The organism is Mesorhizobium sp. M7A.F.Ce.TU.012.03.2.1, from assembly GCF_004006095.1.
Taxonomy (GTDB): Bacteria; Pseudomonadota; Alphaproteobacteria; order Rhizobiales; family Rhizobiaceae; genus Mesorhizobium.
Map to the genome: position 1 here is coordinate 4,609,382 of NZ_CP034779.1, position 18,704 is coordinate 4,628,085.

The 18,704-nt window shown below is 63.4% G+C and carries 15 protein-coding genes; 7 read left to right on the forward strand and 8 right to left on the reverse strand.

Annotated elements, in window-relative coordinates; genetic code table 11:
* Window positions 1–24: 24 nt before the first annotated feature.
* Entirely contained in the window at window positions 25–3,045 is a 3,021-nt protein-coding gene (locus EJ079_RS22630) for a caspase domain-containing protein (protein WP_127810227.1), read from the reverse strand.
* A gap of 130 nt (window positions 3,046–3,175) precedes the next feature.
* On the opposite strand from EJ079_RS22630, the gene EJ079_RS22635 reads away from it, so the two are divergent.
* The 3 genes from EJ079_RS22635 (at window position 3,176) to EJ079_RS22645 (ending at window position 6,890) form a co-directional block, all read left to right on the forward strand.
* Window positions 3,176–4,126 carry an AEC family transporter gene (locus EJ079_RS22635; protein ID WP_127810228.1) on the forward strand — a complete coding sequence of 317 codons (951 nt, stop codon included), beginning with the start codon at window positions 3,176–3,178 and terminating at the stop codon, window positions 4,124–4,126.
* Between the two features lie 191 nt (window positions 4,127–4,317).
* The gene (locus EJ079_RS22640) at window positions 4,318–5,775 is read left to right on the forward strand and encodes an NAD-dependent succinate-semialdehyde dehydrogenase (protein ID WP_127267428.1); all 1,458 of its coding nucleotides are present in this window, start codon (window positions 4,318–4,320) and stop codon (window positions 5,773–5,775) included.
* A 92-nt stretch (window positions 5,776–5,867) separates the two neighbouring features.
* Window positions 5,868–6,890, forward strand: coding sequence for an aldose epimerase family protein (locus EJ079_RS22645; RefSeq protein WP_127810229.1), 1,023 nt, complete (start codon window positions 5,868–5,870; stop codon window positions 6,888–6,890).
* Here the strand turns inward: EJ079_RS22645 and EJ079_RS22650 are convergent.
* Window positions 6,887–7,807 (reverse strand): sugar kinase, encoded by a 921-nt coding sequence (locus EJ079_RS22650; protein WP_127810230.1) that lies wholly within the window; start codon window positions 7,805–7,807, stop codon window positions 6,887–6,889. The genes EJ079_RS22645 and EJ079_RS22650 overlap by 4 nt on opposite strands.
* A gap of 151 nt (window positions 7,808–7,958) precedes the next feature.
* Here EJ079_RS22650 and EJ079_RS22655 point away from each other — a divergent pair, with 151 nt between their 5' ends.
* The 3 genes from EJ079_RS22655 (at window position 7,959) to EJ079_RS22665 (ending at window position 9,858) form a co-directional block, all read left to right on the forward strand.
* Window positions 7,959–8,408, forward strand: coding sequence for a FixH family protein (locus EJ079_RS22655; RefSeq protein ID WP_027039042.1), 450 nt, complete (start codon window positions 7,959–7,961; stop codon window positions 8,406–8,408).
* A 7-nt stretch (window positions 8,409–8,415) separates the two neighbouring features.
* Window positions 8,416–9,615 carry a cytochrome c peroxidase gene (locus tag EJ079_RS22660; protein WP_127810231.1) on the forward strand — a complete coding sequence of 400 codons (1,200 nt, stop codon included), beginning with the start codon at window positions 8,416–8,418 and terminating at the stop codon, window positions 9,613–9,615.
* A 69-nt stretch (window positions 9,616–9,684) separates the two neighbouring features.
* Complete coding sequence (locus EJ079_RS22665) at window positions 9,685–9,858, forward strand: hypothetical protein (RefSeq protein WP_174800322.1); 174 nt, start codon at window positions 9,685–9,687, stop codon at window positions 9,856–9,858.
* 266 nt (window positions 9,859–10,124) lie between these two features.
* On the opposite strand, the gene EJ079_RS22670 is transcribed toward EJ079_RS22665, so the two are convergent.
* The gene (locus tag EJ079_RS22670) at window positions 10,125–10,577 is read right to left on the reverse strand and encodes an Lrp/AsnC ligand binding domain-containing protein (protein ID WP_127270518.1); all 453 of its coding nucleotides are present in this window, start codon (window positions 10,575–10,577) and stop codon (window positions 10,125–10,127) included.
* Between the two features lie 163 nt (window positions 10,578–10,740).
* On the opposite strand from EJ079_RS22670, the gene putA reads away from it, so the two are divergent.
* Window positions 10,741–14,352, forward strand: a complete 3,612-nt coding sequence (gene putA, locus EJ079_RS22675; RefSeq protein ID WP_127810232.1) for a bifunctional proline dehydrogenase/L-glutamate gamma-semialdehyde dehydrogenase PutA — start codon at window positions 10,741–10,743, stop codon at window positions 14,350–14,352.
* 71 nt (window positions 14,353–14,423) lie between these two features.
* Here putA and EJ079_RS22680 read toward each other — a convergent pair whose 3' ends face one another.
* The 5 genes from EJ079_RS22680 to EJ079_RS22695 form a co-directional block, all read right to left on the reverse strand.
* A complete protein-coding gene (locus EJ079_RS22680; protein ID WP_027039045.1) occupies window positions 14,424–14,738 on the reverse strand; it encodes an antibiotic biosynthesis monooxygenase in 315 nt (104 codons plus the stop codon).
* A 57-nt stretch (window positions 14,739–14,795) separates the two neighbouring features.
* Window positions 14,796–15,002 carry a TonB family protein gene (locus EJ079_RS33985; protein WP_348629741.1) on the reverse strand — a complete coding sequence of 69 codons (207 nt, stop codon included), beginning with the start codon at window positions 15,000–15,002 and terminating at the stop codon, window positions 14,796–14,798.
* The gene (locus EJ079_RS22685; protein WP_245481721.1) at window positions 14,963–15,754 is read right to left on the reverse strand and encodes an energy transducer TonB; all 792 of its coding nucleotides are present in this window, start codon (window positions 15,752–15,754) and stop codon (window positions 14,963–14,965) included. The genes EJ079_RS33985 and EJ079_RS22685 overlap by 40 nt, the downstream gene beginning before the upstream one ends.
* A gap of 127 nt (window positions 15,755–15,881) precedes the next feature.
* Window positions 15,882–16,325: a hypothetical protein gene (locus EJ079_RS22690; RefSeq protein WP_023812248.1), complete on the reverse strand. Its 444-nt coding sequence runs from the start codon at window positions 16,323–16,325 to the stop codon at window positions 15,882–15,884.
* 5 nt (window positions 16,326–16,330) lie between these two features.
* Window positions 16,331–18,529 carry a TonB-dependent hemoglobin/transferrin/lactoferrin family receptor gene (locus tag EJ079_RS22695; protein ID WP_127810233.1) on the reverse strand — a complete coding sequence of 733 codons (2,199 nt, stop codon included), beginning with the start codon at window positions 18,527–18,529 and terminating at the stop codon, window positions 16,331–16,333.
* Between the last annotated feature and the right edge of the window lie 175 nt (window positions 18,530–18,704).

Consider the following 18,704-nt stretch of genomic DNA (forward strand, 5'->3'; position numbering starts at 1 on the left):
GCGCGGTCGGCGGGATGCGTAGACCTACTTCTTCGCCATCTGCTTCTTCACCAGATCGATCTTCTGGTCGGTGAGCGGGATGGGGATCGTGTAGCCGGCTTCGGTAAAGCCCTGCTTGGCGTTCTCGAAGAATTCGATCGCCTTTTGATATTCGGCCTTGCCCCCGCCATAGCTGGCTCGGTTCCAGCTGACGTCACCGAGATTGTTCTGCGCGAAGGCCCATTGCATGGGCAGGCCTTCCCTCGAGAATACCTTCAGCGTCGCCGTGAAGGCGGCCTCAGCGTCACCGAGATATTTGCCGGTGCGTTCGAGATTTCCGAGGTTGAGCAGGCTCATGCCGATGCCGTTCTGGGCGTTGGCCCAGTCGACCGGTGCCGCGTCGACGGTGAGTACTTCGAGGGCTGCCCGGCGGGCCGCTATGGACTCAAGCAGGGTCCTGGAGTCGGCATTGCTCATGCTCAGCCAGTGCAGCGTCGAGCCGAGGCCGGCCTGGGCCAGCGCCCATTGGCGGGGATTCGTCTCCCGCTTGTACTCGCGCAACGCATCGCGGTAGGCGGCAATGGCTTCACCATAATGTTCCGGCTTGTCGGTCACGCCGCCCAGAAGCTGCAGCGTGTTGCCGAGATTGTAGTGGCTCATTGCCCAATCGCGAGGGAATTTCCGTCTGACATAGACCTGCCGGGTCGCCCGGAAGGCGCTCGCCGACTGCTCCAGCTTGGCCGCGTCGCGGGCGCGCTGGCCAAGCGTCTGGTAGATCGAACCGAGATTGTTCTGCGCCGACGCCCAGTCCATCGGGAAACGCTGCCGGGTAAAGACCGTCAGTGCATCATCATAGGCGGCCGCGGCCTCTTCAAGCGCGCCGGTGCCCATATCGAAGCGGGCGACACCGCTCAGCGCGTTGCCGAGGTTGAGCCTGCTGGTCGCCCATGAGACGGGGAAGGTTTCACGGGTTCGCACTTCCAGCGCGGCACGGAACGTGTCGGCCGCTTCGTTCAGCTTCGCCTTGTCGTTGAGCTGAATGCCGAGCGACACCAGCGTGTTGCCGAGATTGTTCTCGACCATCGCCCATTCAACCGGCGCCTTTTTGCGCGTGTATTCCTCAAGTGCCAGCCGGTAGGCGGCCTCGGCTTGCGCCAGATGTTCGCCGGCGGCCTCGCGCTCGGAAAGCGCATAGAGCGCCAGGCCGAGATTGTTCTGCGAAGCGGCCCAGTCGAGCGGCACTTTTTCGCGCGGGCGTTTTTGGAGCGTCGCGCGCATCGCCGCCACCGCCTCGTTCAGGCGCTTCGGGTCGCTCTCGCGTTCGCCGATCTTCAAGAGCACATTGGCCAGATTGTTCTGCGCGGCGGCCCAGTTGAGATCGTCCTTCTCGCGCTCGAACACGACAAGGGAAGCGCGAAAGATCTGTGCGGCCTCTCCAAGGCGCGCGGTCTCCGTCTCGCGCTCGCCGATGGTCTGCAGCACCACCGCCATGTTGTTGCGGGTGATCGCCCAGTCGCGATTTTGTTCGCCATTGGGGATGAAGTTCAGGATGGTGCGGTAGGCTTCGATGGCGTGCTTTAGCGCATCGAGGTCGCCGGTGGCGTAGCCGTAGGCGTTCAACGCCTCGGCTTCCTGGTTCTTGTAGTTCCAGCGCAGCTTGTCGTCCCATTTTTCGGCCAGCGAAAACGCCTTCGCGTAGTCGCCGGCGGCGGATTTGTAGTCGAAGACCAGCCCCGAGGCATCGGCGCGCCTGGCATAGATCGCGGCGTCGGCAAGGCGCTTCTGCTTGACGAGATCCTCGGCCTCATCGACTGCATCGCTGGTCTGCTCGACCCGGCCGACCGCATCGTCGAGGAATTTGCGCGCCGTCACGATGGCGCCCTGGCCGATCGCCTTGTCGGCGGAGGCGACGAGGCGTTTGATCTCTGGATCGTCGGTGCGCAAAGCGGCGCGCTCGGACATCATCTTCTTCAGGCGCTCGGCCTGGGCGTCGAGCACCTTTTGCAGGTCGGTCGGGTCTTCGGGGATATTTTCCGTGCCGAGCGCCTTCAGCACGCCATAGAGCGCGTCGAGCGGCACGCCTTCCTGCAGCGAAGCCAGTTCCACCTGCGCCCGTTTCGGGTCGGGCAGGTCGGAAATCGTCAGAAGGAGCTGGCGCCTTTCGCCTGTGATCAGCCCGTCGTCGCCGGTCGGCTCCACTGGTGCGACGCCGAAATAGAGCAGCCGGCGCAGGCTTTCGTTGACCCAGGGGCGCTGTTTTGCTTTTGTGTCGAGATAGACCTCCTCGGTCACCATGCGCATGACCGAGCCGAATTCGGTGCCCTTCATCGCCGCGAGGTGGCGCAGCAGGGCGGACGCGTAAGGGCTGTTTTCGCCGGCGGCGCCATCAAGTGCAGGATGACCCGGTTCTGCGGCAAAGCCGACCACTGTACCCAGGCTCGCGTCGGCCGCCGGTGCATTGCCGAGCGCCTTGGCGCCGCGCACCGGCTCCAACCCGCCGGCGCCTATGGGCGAGGCGGAAGCGGTCGGTGAGCGCCGTACCATGGCATCCGCGGGGAATGGATTGGTGCGGCAGGCGTCGAGCAGCATGATCGTCACCGGCACTGTCTTTTTCAATGCCTCCATGACGGCCGATATCGGCACAAGGCTGGTGCCGGCATCCCTCAGCGACGGGACGTCGGCATCGACCGGAACCAGATAGTTTTCGCCGCCGGCCTCGATGCCATGACCGGAGTAGTAGATGAAGGCGACATCGGCGCCGTCGGCATCTTCGGTGAACCGCTCCAGGTCGCGCTTCAGCTTGGTGGCGTCACGGTCGGTGACGCTGCGGGCGTCGAAGCCAAGGTCGGTCAGCATCTTGGCCATGTCGCGGGCGTCGTTGGCGGGGTTGGGCAGGGCGGCGATGTGCAGGTAATTCGACTGGCCGATGATCAGCGCCACGCCCTTAAGGCTTTTCGTCTCGGCAACTGCAAGCGCGGTCGCGGCAAGGCAAAGCAGTGCGGCGACGATAGCCGTCAGCCATGCCCGCCACAAACGACTAAGGTTCGAGAGTCCGACAAAAGCCATTTGTCGTTCGTGTCCGCCCTGATGATCCAAACCCTCTATAACGCTGCCAGCCGACGATGATCAAATTCAGGCGCGATTGCGTCGCGGTCGTGGCTCGCCTATCACGGGAAATTCGCCCGTCACGGTAAAAATGTCTCCGCTCACCGAAACCGTCCTTTTCGTCTTCAGCCTTGTCGCGCTCGGCTATCTCGCCGGGTTTACCGGCTATTTGAAGCCAGCGAGCGGCGAGGGGATAGCCGATTTCGCGATCAGCGTGGCGATGCCGCTGCTGTTGTTCCAGACCATGGTGAATGCCGATTTCCACGGCGTGGCGCCCTGGTCGCTGTGGGGCGCCTATTTCGCGGCCGTGGCGATCACCTGGGCCGCCGGCCATCTCGTCACCACGCGGGTGTTCGGGCGCGACGCACGCGCCGGCGTTGTCGGCGGCGTATCGTCGGCCTACTCCAACGTTGTCCTGCTCGGTGCTCCCTTTATTCTCGGCATATTCGGCCCGAGCGGCTTTGAAGTGCTGTCGCTGCTGGTCTCCGTGCATCTGCCGATCATGATGATGGCTTCCATCGTGCTCTTCGAGATGTTTGGCCGGAGCGGTAGCGAGCACGTGCATCCCCTGCGTGTCGTCAGAAGCTTTCTGAAACGGCTGTTTCTCAATCCGCTGATCATCGGCATTCTGGCCGGGCTTGCCTGGCGCATGACCGGGGCGCCATTGCCCGACCTTGCAATGCGTCTGGTCGATGGGCTGGCCGACACGGCAGGACCGGTGGCGCTGTTTGCCATGGGTCTCAGCCTGCGCCGCTTCGGCATATCAGGCAATGTCCGCCCGGCGCTGGCGCTTTCGGCGTTGAAGCTGTTCCTGATGCCGGCACTGGTTCTCGCCTTCGTCTGGCTGCTTGCGTTGCCGCCGTTGACGGCCAAGGTGGCGGTGGTGGTTGCGGCGCTGCCATCCGGCATCAATTCTTATCTCATCGCCGTTCAGTTCAACACCGGCCAGGCGCTGGCGTCGAACCAGATGACCATCGCAACGGCCTGTGCAGCCATCACCACGGCTTTCTGGCTGACTGTCGTCTTGCACGTTTTCGGGTAAGGCATCGGGGTAAGCACGTCGCCTGCTCTCGTCTCGCTGTGGCCCAACCCCTATATGCCATCTTGCGATTGCTTGCGGGCCTTGCCCTCGGTAAAGAGCAGTGGCTCCGGCGTGCCGGCTTCAGTCCATGGCGCACGCTCACCGAAGATTTCACAGACCGGCCCGTCAGGGCGCTGAACGGAGGATAGACCATGCTTCAGAAAACCAGCCATTTCATGCGGCAGGCCAATCTCATCAACGGCGAGTGGGTGCAGGCCGACAGCGGCCAGACGGTCGACGTCAACAATCCGGCCACCGGTCTCAAGATCGGCACCGTGCCGAAGTCGGGCAAGGCCGAGACGCGCCGCGCCATCGAGGCCGCCGCCGTCGCCTTCAAGTCGTGGCGCAAGACCACCGCGCTCGAGCGCTCGAAGCTGCTGCGCAAGCTGCATGACGCGATGATGGACAATCAGGACGTGCTGGCCGAACTGCTGACCATCGAGCAGGGCAAGTCGCTGTTCGAATCGAAGGGCGAGATTGGCTCCGCCGCCGCCTATATCCTGTGGTTCGCCGAGGAAGGCCGCCGCACCTATGGCGATGTCGTGCCCTCACCATGGGCGGACCGCCGCATCCTGGTGACCAAGGAGCCGGTCGGCGTCATTGCCGCCATCACGCCATGGAATTTCCCGTCCTCGATGCTGGCTCGCAAACTCGGCCCGGCGCTCGCCGCCGGCTGCACCGCGGTGGTCAAGCCGGCGTCGCAGACGCCGTATTCGGGTCTCGCCTGGGGCGCGCTCGCCGAGGAAGTCGGCTTCCCCAAGGGCGTCGTCAACATCCTGACCGGTTCGGCCAGCGAGATCGGCGACGAGATTTGCGCCAATCCGCTGGTGTCGAAGATCACATTCACCGGATCGACCGAGGTCGGCAAGCTTCTCATCCAGAAGTCGTCGGTCACCGTCAAGAAGGTATCGATGGAGCTCGGCGGCAACGCGCCGTTCATCGTTTTCGACGACGCCGACCTCGAGCGTGCGGTCGCCGGTGCGATCACCGCCAAGTACCGCAATTCCGGCCAGACCTGCGTCTGCACCAACCGCTTCCTTGTCCAGGCTGGTGTCTATGACAAGTTCGTCGAGAAGCTCGCTGCCGCCAGCAACGGGCTGAAGGTCGGCTCCGGCCTCGAGGACGGCGTGCAGCAGGGGCCGCTGATCGACGAGAAGGCGGTGGAAAAGGTCGAGGAACTGATCGCCGACGCCACATCCAAGGGCGGCAAGATCGTCGCCGGCGGCAAGCGCCATGCGCTCGGCGGTTCGTTCTTCCAGCCGACCGTCATTGCCAATGCGACGCCCAAGATGCGCTTCATGAAGGAAGAGATCTTTGGCCCGGTCGCACCGGTGTTCAAGTTCGAGACCGAAGAGGAAGCCGTCGCCCTCGCCAACGACACCGAATTCGGCCTCGCCTGCTACTTCTACACCGGCGATCTCGGCCGCGCGTTCCGCGTCATGGAAGGGCTGAAATACGGCATGGTCGGTGTCAATGAAGGCCTCATCACCACGCCGGAGGCGCCATTCGGCGGCGTCAAGGAATCGGGTCTCGGCAAGGAAGGCGGACATCAGGGCATCGAGGACTACCTCGACACCAAATATGTCTGCATCGGCGGCCTCGGCCTCTGATAGGCTATCCCTGAGATGAGCAGGCCGATAGCCTGCCCATCTCTCGTGGGAAAACCAGCCGAAGTCTTCTGGATCAACTGGCATTTACGGGCATGGCGATGAAGGACGGCGAGGTTTTCGGCACGACGCAGGCTGGCGAGCAGGTGCGTCGCTTCACGATCAGGGGCGGCGGCATCACAGCCAACATCATCGGTCTGGGCGCGATCATCCAGGATCTGCGCCTGACCGGGCACGATGCTCCGCTGGTGCTCGGCTATGACAGCCTGGAAGGCTACGAGACGGATACGGCGTTCTTCGGTGCTGTCGTTGGCCGCTACGCCAACCGCATCCGCGACGGCCGCTTCACCATTGGCGGCAGCCGCTACCAGACCGAGCAAAACTTTCTCGACAAGCATACGCTGCATGGCGGCTCGCAAGGTTACTCCCACCGGCCGTGGACGGTTTCCTTGCATGGCAGGGATTTCGTCACGCTGACCCTGCACGATCCCGACGGCGCGATGGGTTTTCCCGGCGCGCTTGATGTCACCTGCACCTACCGGTTGAAGATCCCCGGCACGCTTAGCGTCGAGCTGACAGCCACCTGTGAGGAGCCGACGCTGTGCAATCTCACCCAGCATTCCTACTTCAACCTGGACGATGGCGGCGCCGGAGACATTCTCGACCACAGGATGATGTTGAATGCCGGCGCCTATCTGCCGGTCGATGGCGACATGATCCCGACCGGGGTGGTCAAGCCGGTTGACGGCACGCCGTTCGATTTCCGCCAGGCGCGGCCGTTGCGCATGGAGACCGAGGGCGAACAGCTGCCCTACGACCAGAATTTCTGCCTCGCTTCGACACGCGGGCCGCTCAAACAGGCGGCGTGGACGCAAGGCGCCAGTTCCGGTGTCGAGATGGAGGTCTGGACCACTGAGCCCGGCGTCCAGCTCTATACCGGTCAGTATGTGACGCCGCGCACCGGGCTGGAAGGGCGGAACTACAAGGCCTTTTGCGGTTTGTGCCTCGAGCCGCAGATTTGGCCGGATGCGCCGAACCGGCCCTATTTCCCGCAGGCGACGCTGTGGCCGGGCGCGATCTACCACCACGTCACGGAATACAGATTCCGGCTACCTTAGCCTTCGAACGCCGCCCGCAGCGTCTCGAACGGCGCCAGTGCGCCACGTACCTGCACCACGGCGGCGGCGACACGATGGGCACGACGTGCGGCTTCCAGCGGTTCGTGGCCGGCAAGTCGAGCCGCAAGATAGCCGCCGTTGAAGGAATCGCCGGCGCCCGTCGTATCGGCTGGAGCCGCGACATGGATCGCCGGCACGTCGCGCAGCGTTCCTCCTTTGGCGATCAGCGCCGGCGCTTCGCCATTCTTGACGACGACCTCGCCAACCAATTTCCCGATCCGTTTAGCGGTCACTTGCGGCGTTGCATCCTCAAACAGCATCTGCTCGTCGGGAAAGGTTGGTAATGCGATATCAGTGACGGCAAGGGCTTCGACGATCGCTGCCTGCGCCTCCTCGCGCTCACGCCAGAGCCGCGGCCGGTAGTTGGGGTCGAAGGCGATAAGTGAACCAGCCGAGCGCGCCTTGGCGACTGCGGCCAGCAAGGCAGCGCGCGCGGCTTCGTCCAGAATTGCCAAAGTGATTCCGGAAAAATAGACAAGTGACTGATTTTCCAAGTTTTTCGATAATGCGGCCGGGTCCGAGGCAAGCTGCCGCGCGGCGGCGTCGCCACGCCAATAGGTGAAGGAACGTTCGGCTCCCGTCAGCGTGATGGCATAGAGGCCGGGCCGCGCGCCCGCTATGAGCGGGCTGGAGCCGATGCCAATGCCGTTTTCAGCGAAGAAATCGATCTGCCCTTGCGAGAACGGATCGTCGCCGAAGGCCGAGACATAGGTTGCCGGCCGCTCGGTGCTCAGCGCGTGCAGCGCCCACAGCGTGTTGAACGTGTCGCCGGCAAAGCCCATGCGCCAGTTCGGTCCCGTCTGGCCCGACAGTTCGAGCATGCATTCGCCGATCGAGGCGACGCCGTTTCCCGCCATCTACAATCCTCCAGTGATCCCGGTGCTGTAGCTTTTTGCCACCGGCAGCGCCATGCTTGGCAAGCAGGGTTTTTTCCGTCACAGCGTTTTCCCACAGGCTGGCGGGATGCGATCCGTCCGGCAGAGCGTTGTCTGCGGAAGAGGAACCGGTTTGGCATCGATATGGCGTTATCTTCTGGCGGGTCTTGGTCTGGCTGCCTTGCTGGTCGGCATTCTCGCGGTCGTCTTCCTGACGGCGCCGCGGTCGTCGCTGCCTGCCGGCCCGGATGTCTCGCGGACGAAGAACACCGCCAACGCGCTGTTCGTGGCCAGCTTCGCGCCGGAGCGGGGTGTCGTACGGCAGGGCGAACTGCAATCCTGGCTGCTGACCTTGAAGACAAAGGCAGGAGTTCCGGTGGAAGGTGCCGCGATCGCGATTTCGGGCGGTATGCCACTGCACAGTCACGGCCTGCCGACCAGCCCGCAGGCGACCGACTATCTCGGCGACGGGCGTTATCGAATCGAAGGAGTGAAATTCACCATGAGCGGCTGGTGGCAGTTGCATTTCGCCATCTCGGCCACCGCCGGCTCCGACACGGTGCTCTTCAACGTGGTGCTGTGAGCAGGACATGAGGCGGCGTTCGCGTTTTCTGGCGCTGATGGTGGCCGTTGTCCTTGCCGGTTGCACGAAGCCGGATTTTTCCGACGCCGAAAAGACGACCATCGCCTCGCTGGCGCTGTCGTCGCTGCCGGCGCTCAAGCCCGACACCACCAATCGTTTTGCCGACGTGCCGGCGGCTGCCGCACTCGGCTCGACGCTGTTCTTCGACCAGGGCATGAGCGGTGACGGGTCGGTATCCTGTTCGACATGCCACAAGATCGACCGCCAGTTCCAGGACGACCTGCCGCAGGCGGTCGGGGTCGGCCGTACCAGCCGGCGCACCATGCCACTGGCCGGCGTCGCGCGCGATCCCTGGTTCTTCTGGGATGGCCGCCGCGACAGCCTGTGGGCGCAAGCGCTGACGCCGCTCGAAAACCCGCTGGAGCAGGCGGGAAACCGCACCGCCTACGCGCATTACATCAAGGCGCGCTTCGGCGAACGCTATGAGCGCATCTTCGGGCCGCTGCCTGATTTTTCCGGCATGCCGTTGGATGCCAGCCCGCTTGGAAACGATGTCGAGAGGGCGGCCTGGAATGCCATGAGCGGCCCGCAGCGTGACGCTATCAACGGCGTCTTTGCCAATCTAGGCAAGGCGATTGCCGCCTTCGAACGCTCGATCGCGCCGGCGCCAACGCGCTTCGACCGCTTTGCGCTGGACCTCGCCACCGGTGCCGAGCCGAAGGGCGATGCTGTCTTTTCCAAACAAGAAATCCTTGGGCTTAAACTGTTCATCGGCAAGGCCAATTGCGTGACCTGTCACAACGGCTCGCGCTTCACCGACAACAGCTTCCACAACACCGGCGTGCCATCCGTTGCGGGCCTGCCGCCGGATCGCGGCCGTATCGATGCCGTGCACCAAGTCGAGGCAGACCCGTTCAACTGCTTCGGCGCCTATCGCGATGGCGACGCCAGCGCCTGCGGCGAGTTGCGCTTCATGGTCAAGGATGCGCCCGAACTCGTTCGCGCCTACAAGACGCCATCGCTGCGCGGAGCGGCAACAAGGCCGCCCTATATGCATGCCGGGCAGTTTTCGTCGCTCGACGAGGTGGTGGCGCACTATGCGAAGGCCGCGCCCAGCGTTGAGGGGGTGTCAGAAGTTCACCCGCTGGAGCTTTCAGACCGAGAGCGTGCGGCGCTGGTGGCGTTTTTGAAGACGCTGGCGGAGTGAGGTTGCCGGCGATAGGAATAGTTGAGCGAAGCGAGGCGAGTTGGTGCTGAAGCGAGCAAAGGAGGTTCTATGAGCCGGAGTATGATTCCCGTCGAGGAAGCCGCCAAGGAATGGTTCAAGGATTCAAAATTCGCTGCCCAATATGAGGCATTGGAAGAGGAATTCGCAATCGCAGAGGCTTCGATCAAGGCTCGGTGCGAGAAACAGGAAGCCAAAGTCGTGGGGCGACCGCTGAGCGCCTAATTCCTTAAGCACGGACCGCATGCTTCGGCGATTGGCGCAAACATCCATCGCTTCGTCATCCTGGGGCGTAGTAAGGAGCGAAGCGACGCGGCGCAGACCCCAGGATCCATGCCGGGACTCGGAAGCGCTGCTGCGGTGCGGAATTCTGCTCCGCTGCATTCTTCGGCCGAGGTCGCGGCATGGATCCCAGGGTCTCCGCGACGGAGCTTCGCTCCTGCTTCGCCCTAGGATGACGAAGTTGGGGAGGCTTCAGCCATCCCTACGCTCTACCGATCCTTGACCGTCTCCATTGCCACGAAGGTCGAGGTCTGGGCGACATGGGGCAGGGCCGAGATGCGCTCGCCCAGGACGCGGCGGTAGGCGGCGATATCCCGGGTGCGCACCTTCAGCAAATAGTCGAAGCTCGACGCCATCATGTGGCACTGCTCGATCTCCGGCACGGCCTGTACGGATCGGTTGAAGGCATCGAGCGCGGCGGATCGGGTGTCGGACAATTTCACCTGGACGAAAGCGACATGGCCTTCGCCCATGCGCTCGCGGTCGATGATCGCCTGATAACCCCTGATGTAGCCGTCCTTCTCAAGCCGCTTCACGCGCGCCTGCACTGGAGTCTTTGACAGGCCGACCTTTGCCGCCAGTTCTGACATGGAAAGCCGGCCATCGCTTGCCAGCGCCGACAGGATGTTCCTGTCAATGCGGTCCAATTGGTCTTCAATCATCGAAAATGCAGTCCATATGTCAAGTCTGAGCTGCCAGGATAAATCGAATGACCTGCAATGTCGATTTCTTCGGACCGACTGAAAATTCACACCTGTGCTAGCTTGCGCCATTCGGTCCGGTGACCGCCGGCCCGATCCCCTTTGCTCGATCCACGGGACCGCCATGCCAGCGCTTGATGCCATCCGCCAGCAGATCCGCGCCAACTACCTGCCCGACGAAGACGAGGCCGTGAAGCGACTGGCCGAGACGACGGGCCTTTCAGTGAAAGACCGCAAGGCGATCTCGGCCCGCGCCGCCGATCTGGTGCGGGCGGTGCGCGGTTCGTCGGATCCTCGGCTGATGGAAGTCTTCCTCTCGGCCTATGGTCTCTCCACCAAGGAAGGCGTGGCGCTGATGTGCCTGGCCGAGGCGCTCTTGCGTGTGCCTGACACCGAGACGATGGACGACCTCATCGCCGACAAGATCGCGCCGCACGACTGGTCGGCGCATTCGGGCGGTTCGAGCTCCATCTTCGTCAACGCCTCGACCTGGGCGCTGATGCTAACCGGCCGCGTCCTCGATGAGGGCGAGGGCGGCATCGAGGGCACGCTGCGCTCGATGGTGCGGCGATTGGGCGAGCCGGTGATCCGCAAGGCGGTGGCCGCCGCCATGCGCGAGATGGGCGAGCAGTTCGTGCTCGGCCGCACCATCACGGAAGCCGTCAAGCGCGGCCGGCCGATGACGCAGAAGGGCTATCTCTATTCCTTCGACATGCTGGGCGAGGCAGCCCGCACCGAGGCCGACGCCTTGCGCTATCATAAGGCCTATGCCGACGCGGTTTCGTCGCTCGATTCCGGCTCCAACGGTCCTGACATCAGGCAGAACCACGGCATCTCGGTCAAGCTTTCGGCGCTGCATCCGCGCTACGAGGTGGCGCAGAAGGACGAGATGCTGCCTGTCATGGCAGACCGGCTCTTGTCGCTGGCGCTGGCCGCGCGCCATTCGCGCATGGGCCTCAACATCGATGCCGAGGAGGCCGACCGCCTCGATCTGTCGCTCGACGTCATCGAGCGGGTGCTGGCCGAGCCGGAGCTCGCCGGTTGGAACGGCTTTGGCGTGGTGGTGCAAGCGTATGGGCCACGCGCGGCCTTCGCCATCGATTGGCTCTATGCGCTGGCCAGGAAATACGACCGCAACATCATGGTGCGGCTGGTCAAGGGTGCCTATTGGGACACCGAGATCAAGCGCGCGCAGACGCTCGGACTGTCAGGCTATCCCGTCTTCACCCGCAAGACCAACACCGACGTTTCCTACATGGCTTGCGCGAAAAAGCTGCTATCGATGACCGACCGCATCTATCCGCAATTCGCCACCCACAATGCCCACACCGTCGCCGCCATCTTGGCGATGGCGGACAATCGCGATTCCTTCGAGTTCCAGCGCCTGCACGGCATGGGCGAGGCGCTGCACGAGACGGTGCGCCGGTACGAAGGCACGCGCTGCCGCATCTATGCACCGGTCGGTGCGCATTCCGATCTGCTGGCCTATCTGGTCCGCCGGCTGCTGGAGAACGGCGCCAATTCCTCCTTCGTACACCAACTGACCGACGATGACGTCGAGCCGGAGGACATTGCGCGCGATCCGCTCGAAACGGTCGAGAGCCAGGGTCCGGCCGCCAATCCGGCGATTGCCCGGCCTTCCCAGATCTTTGGAGCCGGGCGTCGCAATTCGAAAGGATTCGACATCACCGACACGGTGACGCTGGCGGCGATCGACAAGGCCAGGGCGGCCTTCGCCGGGCCGGATCGCTGGCATGCCAAGCCGATCACGCGGGCCGCCGGCTACGGCAAGCAGCGTCCGATCGTCAACCCGGCAAAGCCTTCCGAAGTGGTCGGCACGGTCAGCGAAGCCGCCGCAAAGCAAGTCGCGACCGCCGTGCGCTTTGCGGTGGAAGCGCAGCCGGCCTGGGCAAAACGTCCCGTTGCCGAGCGCGCTGCCATCCTCAATCGTGCCGCCGATCTCTATGAGGCGAATGCGGTCGAGTTCTTTGCACTCGCCACCCGCGAGGCCGGCAAATCGCTGGCCGACGGCGTCGCCGAAGTGCGTGAGGCCGTCGACTTCCTGCGCTACTACGTCACCGAGGCGGTCAATGCGGAGGCGGGCACGCAAGCGCGGGGCGCCATCGTCTGCATTTCACCGTGGAACTTCCCGCTCGCCATCTTCACCGGCCAGATCGCGGCAGCACTTGTCACCGGCAATTCGGTTATCGCCAAGCCGGCCGAGCAGACGCCGCTGATCGCTTTCCGTGCTGTCGAACTGCTGCGCGAGGCTGGTGTGCCGGAAGACGTCATCCAGCTTCTGCCCGGCGACGGCCCGTCGGTCGGTGGCCCGCTGACCGCTGACCCGCGCATTGCCGGCGTATGCTTCACCGGCTCGACCGAGGTTGCCAAGCTGATCGAGAAGCAATTGGCCGAGACGGCCGCGCCCGACGCCATGCTGATCGCGGAGACCGGCGGCCTTAATGCCATGATCGTCGATTCCACCGCGCTGCCCGAACAGGCGGTGCGCGACATCCTCGCCTCGGCCTTCCAGAGTGCCGGCCAGCGCTGCTCGGCGCTGCGCGTGCTCTATGTGCAGAAGGATGTCGAGAAGAAGATGCTGGAGATGCTGAAGGGCGCCATGGAGGCGCTCAATGTCGGCGATCCCTGGCGGATTTCGACCGATGTCGGCCCGGTCATCGACGACGAGGCACAGAACTCGATCCGCGAGTACTGCACGAAAATGGGCCTGCAGGGCCGGCTGATCGCCAAGCTCGAAGCGCCGAAGGAAGGTCGCTTCGTCGCGCCCCACGTCTTCCGCGTCAAGGGTATCGAGGACATGGAGCGCGAGGTGTTCGGGCCGGTGCTGCATGTCGCCAGTTTCGACGCCGACGAGATCGACGCGGTCATCGCCGCCATCAACCGCAAGGGCTACGGCCTGACCTTCGGGCTGCACACCCGGATCGAGGGCCGCGTCCAGCATTTCGTCGACGGCATCCATGCCGGCAACATCTATGTCAACCGCAACCAGATCGGCGCCGTCGTCGGTTCGCAGCCGTTTGGCGGCGAGGGGCTTTCAGGCACCGGCCCGAAGGCCGGCGGCCCGCACTATCTCAGGCGCTTCCGCAAGGGGCCGGAGGCTGGCACCCATGTGCAGGATGGCCATAAGGTCACGGCGACCGAACTTGCCGACAATCTGCCCGATCCCGCACTTGGCGGCTGGTCGACGCGGCCCGACCGGATCGCCATTCTGAGGAAGCATCTGCGCGGCAAGGGTGCCGCGGCCATTGGTGCCGCCGCCGGCATCGATTTCGGCCAGATCGACCTGCCCGGGCCGACCGGCGAGGCCAACACGCTGTCGCTGTCGCCACGCGGACGGGTGCTGTGCCTCGGTCCTGACGGCGATACGCTGCTGGCGCAGACGATCCAGGCGCTCGCCGCCGGCAATGCCGTGCTGGCCGTTGCGCCGGGTGCACCGGCAGCCCTTTCCGCGTTGACCGGCAAGGGCCTGCCGCTGGCCGCCATCGACGGCCGGCCGGATCCGGTCGAGGCGCGCGCGCTACGCGTCGACGTCGTCGCTTTTTCAGGCACGTCCGAGGCCGCGCGCATCGTGCGCAAGGTCATCGCCGACCGCTCCGGCCCGATCGTGCCGCTGGTCACGGAGGTGCTCAACCCGGCGGCTTATGCGCATGAACGGGCGGTCTGCGTCGACACCACCGCCGCGGGCGGCAATGCAAGCTTGCTGGCCGGGGCCTGACCCCCGGTCAACTTTTTGTTTTTATGCATGTCGTTGTCCCAAAAATCGGGACCACTTTTGGCCGACATGCATTACGCGCCTTCGACGACCGAAAAACCCTCGAACTGGGGGTGGCCGAGATAGTGGACCTTTGTCGTGCCGACATTCCTGTGGGCGGCGCGGAAATTCTCGGACTTGGTCCAGGCGATAAAATCGTCGTGGCTGGCCCACACCGTGTGCGACGCGAAAAGCGTGTAGCCTTCGGTCTCGTTGACCGGGCCACGCAGCAGATGGAATTCCCTAAACCCCTTCATCTCAGCAAGGCTGGAATCGCGGTTCTTCCAGACGGCTTCGAAGTCGTTCTCCGAGCCGGTCTGCACCTTGAAGCGGTTCATTGCGATGTACATTGCGGTTCCTTTCGTGCGGATGTTGATGATTGGCTGCAGCGTTTGTTCTGCGCACATTCAAAATGGGCCGATTTCGGTCTCGAACTCCAAATTTGCGCTTGCTGCCTGCGGTGGAATCGGAGGGAAGGGGGCTGCCTTGCGGACAATGCCAAGCGCTGCCTGATCGAAAGCCGCCGATCCTGAGGTTTCCAGAATGCGCAACTCGTTTATGTTGCCCTTCCTGCCTATGACGAATGTGACAACCGCATTGTTGCGTGCCGCCAGCTGTAGGAAGGCGGGAGGGTGCGATTGACGCTGCCGAGCTTTCTAAAAACATCGCCGCGGTAGTTGTCTTCCGCGGCCGTGCCTGCCTCTTTTTGCCTTTTGCCCTTGCTGGCTGCTTGCGCCGACCGGTCCTCGCCATCCGCCGTGCCGCGCTTCTCATCCGCCGTCTCTGAAGGGGCAGCTGCCGGAGTTGGCCTGGCTCTAGGGATCGGAGGCCGCTCCGGAACGGCGACAGGCGCTTCCGTGCTCTCAGGCTGAACGGTCAGCTGCGCCGGCGTTTCGGTCTTGGGAGCCACGCTCTGGCCATCGGGGCGTGGGACACCGGCCACCAATATGTCTGGGGCAACCGTCTGCTGTTTGACAGGTTCCGGCTTGGTCGTTGCCGCTTCCTTGGCTGGCCGAGAAGGCTCTGTTGGCGGCGTTGGCTTGGGCGTTGCTGGCTGTGGTTTGGCCGGTTGCAGGTTCGGCACCAGTGCAACGTTTATTGCCGCCGGGTCCTTGTCCAGCGCGCTGCCGGCCACGTTGCTGCCCGACTGTTCACTACCTTCCGGCTGCTCGGCGTCCTGGAAACTGGAAATCCCCGTAGGGGAGATCAGAAAGGCCGCCGCCACCGCGACATGGAGCAGGCAGGAGACGACGATCGCCGCCGTCCATTTGCGGCTCCAGGCCGATGGCCGCGGCAGCGCGAGCGGCTCGGTTGGCTCTATGGTCAGCTCGGCGCCGGCCTCGGGGAGGGGATTGATGTCCTGCATGTCTCGCCGCGAGACCTGCAGCGACAAGAGCAGAGTTGTCAAATCAAGATCGTTCGCCGGCAGTCTGCTATCGTCGGCCAGAGGCTGCACTACGGTGTTTCGCGGGAATGCATGATGCAGCCCCACCTCAGACTCCGAAAGCGATCCCGGTCTTGGTGTCCGTCTTCAGCTTTCGCATGCAGGCGTTCGGTTCGACGCCGGTACCGGTGCATTCGGTCGCGCTGTTGATCAGCACGCGGCTGACTTTCGAGCACTCGGTGCCGGCCAGATCGAAACGCGTCACCTTGGTCTTGCCTGCCGGCAACTCCTTGAAGTCGAGCACGGTCAGCCGGTCGACGACGCCGGCCTCGTTGAACAGGGCGATCTCGAACGCCGCCTTGGACAGGTCGGCGCCGAGATTGTTGTTGACCACGAACGTCAGGCGGCAACCCTTGTCGGAAGGTTGCGCACCGTTGAGTTCAAGGGTCAGCGCAGGGACCGGCGCGGACTCTTGTGCCCACGCCGGAACCATCGCAAGCGACATCGCCAGCATCGAGGTCAGCAGACGAAGGGATGTCATCAAGCTCGTCATGGTCATCAGCCTCCAAATCGCATCGTCGCCGCCAGCTTCAGGGTGACGCCGGGCTCGTAGGCCGCGAAAACCGGCTGCGGCGGCTGGCCGGCCGTGGTCAGGTTGAGCGGGTTGGCGTATTTTACATCGAACAGATTGTCGGCGCGGAAATCAATCTTCAAATTGTCCGTCGCCTGGTAGCTGGCGAAAGCATTGACCAGCGTGTAGTCCTCGGCGATCGGATTGCCCTTGGGCTTGCCATTGTATTGCACTTCGCCGCCCACGGTCAGCTTGTCCTCGAGGAAGCGCAAGCCGAGCTGCGCGGTGACCTGGGATGAGGGGATGGTCAGCAGGTCGGCCCGAACGTCCTTGTAGGAAATGGTATGACCATTGGTGATTGAGGCCGAGAGCCCGGCATAGCCCCATCCGGCATCATAGACGCCCTCAAGTTCGAAGCCGTCGATCTTGGCCTTGGCAAAATTCTGGTACTGGAAGCATATCGGGATACCGGGTCCGCTCGGGCAGCCGGCTGTCGGGTCAAACCGCGACAGGGTAACGCCATCGATGTAGTCTTCGACATCGTTGTTGAAATAGGCTGCCTTGATGCGCAGCGCATCGCCGGCTTCGAGGATGTCATCCTGCTTGTAGTTGACGCCGAATTCGACGGTCTTTCCGGTTTCCGGCCGCAGATTGGGATTGGGCAGGAACGGGAAGGTGACACCTGCCGGATGGCGACCGCTGATCAGTGTTTCCGACAGGGAGGGTGACCGGTATCCTTCCGCATAGGTGCCGTAGAATTGCAGGCCGGCAAGGCTGGCGCTGTCGAAAGGCGAGACGCCGACGGTGATGCGCGGCGACAACCGGTCCCCCGACGTTTCGTGGGTGTCATCCTTGAGGCTGTAATTGTCGTAACGCAGCCCGGCGATGACTTCGAGCCACTCCCAGGTGAGCTTGTCCTGGACATAGGCGCCGGAGACGTTCCGCTTACCGGAAGGCGTATAGAAGCTGTCGCCACCGGCCGTGCCGCCGGTCTCGACTTTATCGCCGGCCCAGTCGCCGCCATAGGTCAGTTCGTGCGCGATTCCCGCAGTCTCGAATCTGGACGTGTTCCAAATGTCGATGCTGGTCGTGCCGATGTCGAATGTCGATGTCGAGCCAGCCGGCAAAACAACTGGAAGGCCGGTGCTCGGGTCAAACCGGTTGAGAGGCACGAGGCTGGTCAGATCGAGATTGGTCTTGTTGTAGGAGGTGTTGATATGGAGATCGAGCCAGCTCTTGTCCTCATCCGTAATGTTGTAGCGGGCGGTGAAGGTGTTCGACTTCAGGTCGACGTCATTGACCGGCACGCCGCCGCTGATCTCGTTCCAGCCGTCGCTTGAGCCGACCCAGCCGAGCTTCAGCTCACTGTTGTCGGTCGGCCGGATGGTGGTCTTGAGCAGGCCGCTAAGCACATCGAAGCCGGTGCCCTTGACGGTGTCGCCACCGCCATCCTTGTAGTCGTCATAGTTGCGGTAGACGATGTTGCCGAGCACATCCCAGTTCTCGTTGAGGCGGTAGGCACCGGATGCGCTTGTTGTCCAGCCCTTGCCGTTGCTCTCATAGCGTCCCGTGACGGAGCCGGCCCATGTTTCTTCCGGCTTAAGGAAATCCCCGGCGTCCTTGGTGTCGAAGAAGACGACGCCGCCGATGGCGCCTGAGCCATAGGTGTTGGCGACAGGACCACGGATAACATCCACGGATTTGACGAGTTCGGGGTCGATGTAGAAGGTCGACTGCGTGCCGTGGTCGGAACGCTGGAAGTTCTGACGGGCGCCGTCGACGATGACCGCGACGCGACCAAAATCCTGCAAGCCTCGGATGTTGATACTGGTGCTGACGCGTCTGGCGTCGGCCTGCGCCGCGACGCCGGGCACGCCAACCAGCATCTCATTCGGCGTCGTCGCCATGCGGCGGTCGAGCTGTTCCTGGCCGACATGGCTGGTCGATGCCAGCGATTCGATCGCCGTCTCGCCGGTGCGGCTGATGACGAGGATCTTGTCGAGCAGCGTTGCTCCCGCTGGTGCGGCGTTTTCTTCTTCAGCCTTCTTCGTTTGCTCTGTCGGCTGCGCCGCTTGCTGGGCGTTAGCCAATTGCGCCGACAAGGCGATAGCCGCCACGCTTGCCAACAATGCCGCCGCGCCGTTCGCCGCCGACCGGCCACGCCATTCCCAAGTCACCAACCCCATGCCCCAACTCCAAAGTCCAGGTTTCATGCTGGCTGGCCCGGGGCTGGCTGGCATTTTTGATCGTCTCCGGCGTCTTAAATGTTGACTCATTTAATCCGGTATTGCACTGACTAGTAAACATGATTATTCAAGTCAAGAAATGAATCGGATTACGCAACGCCTAGCCAGACGCCCG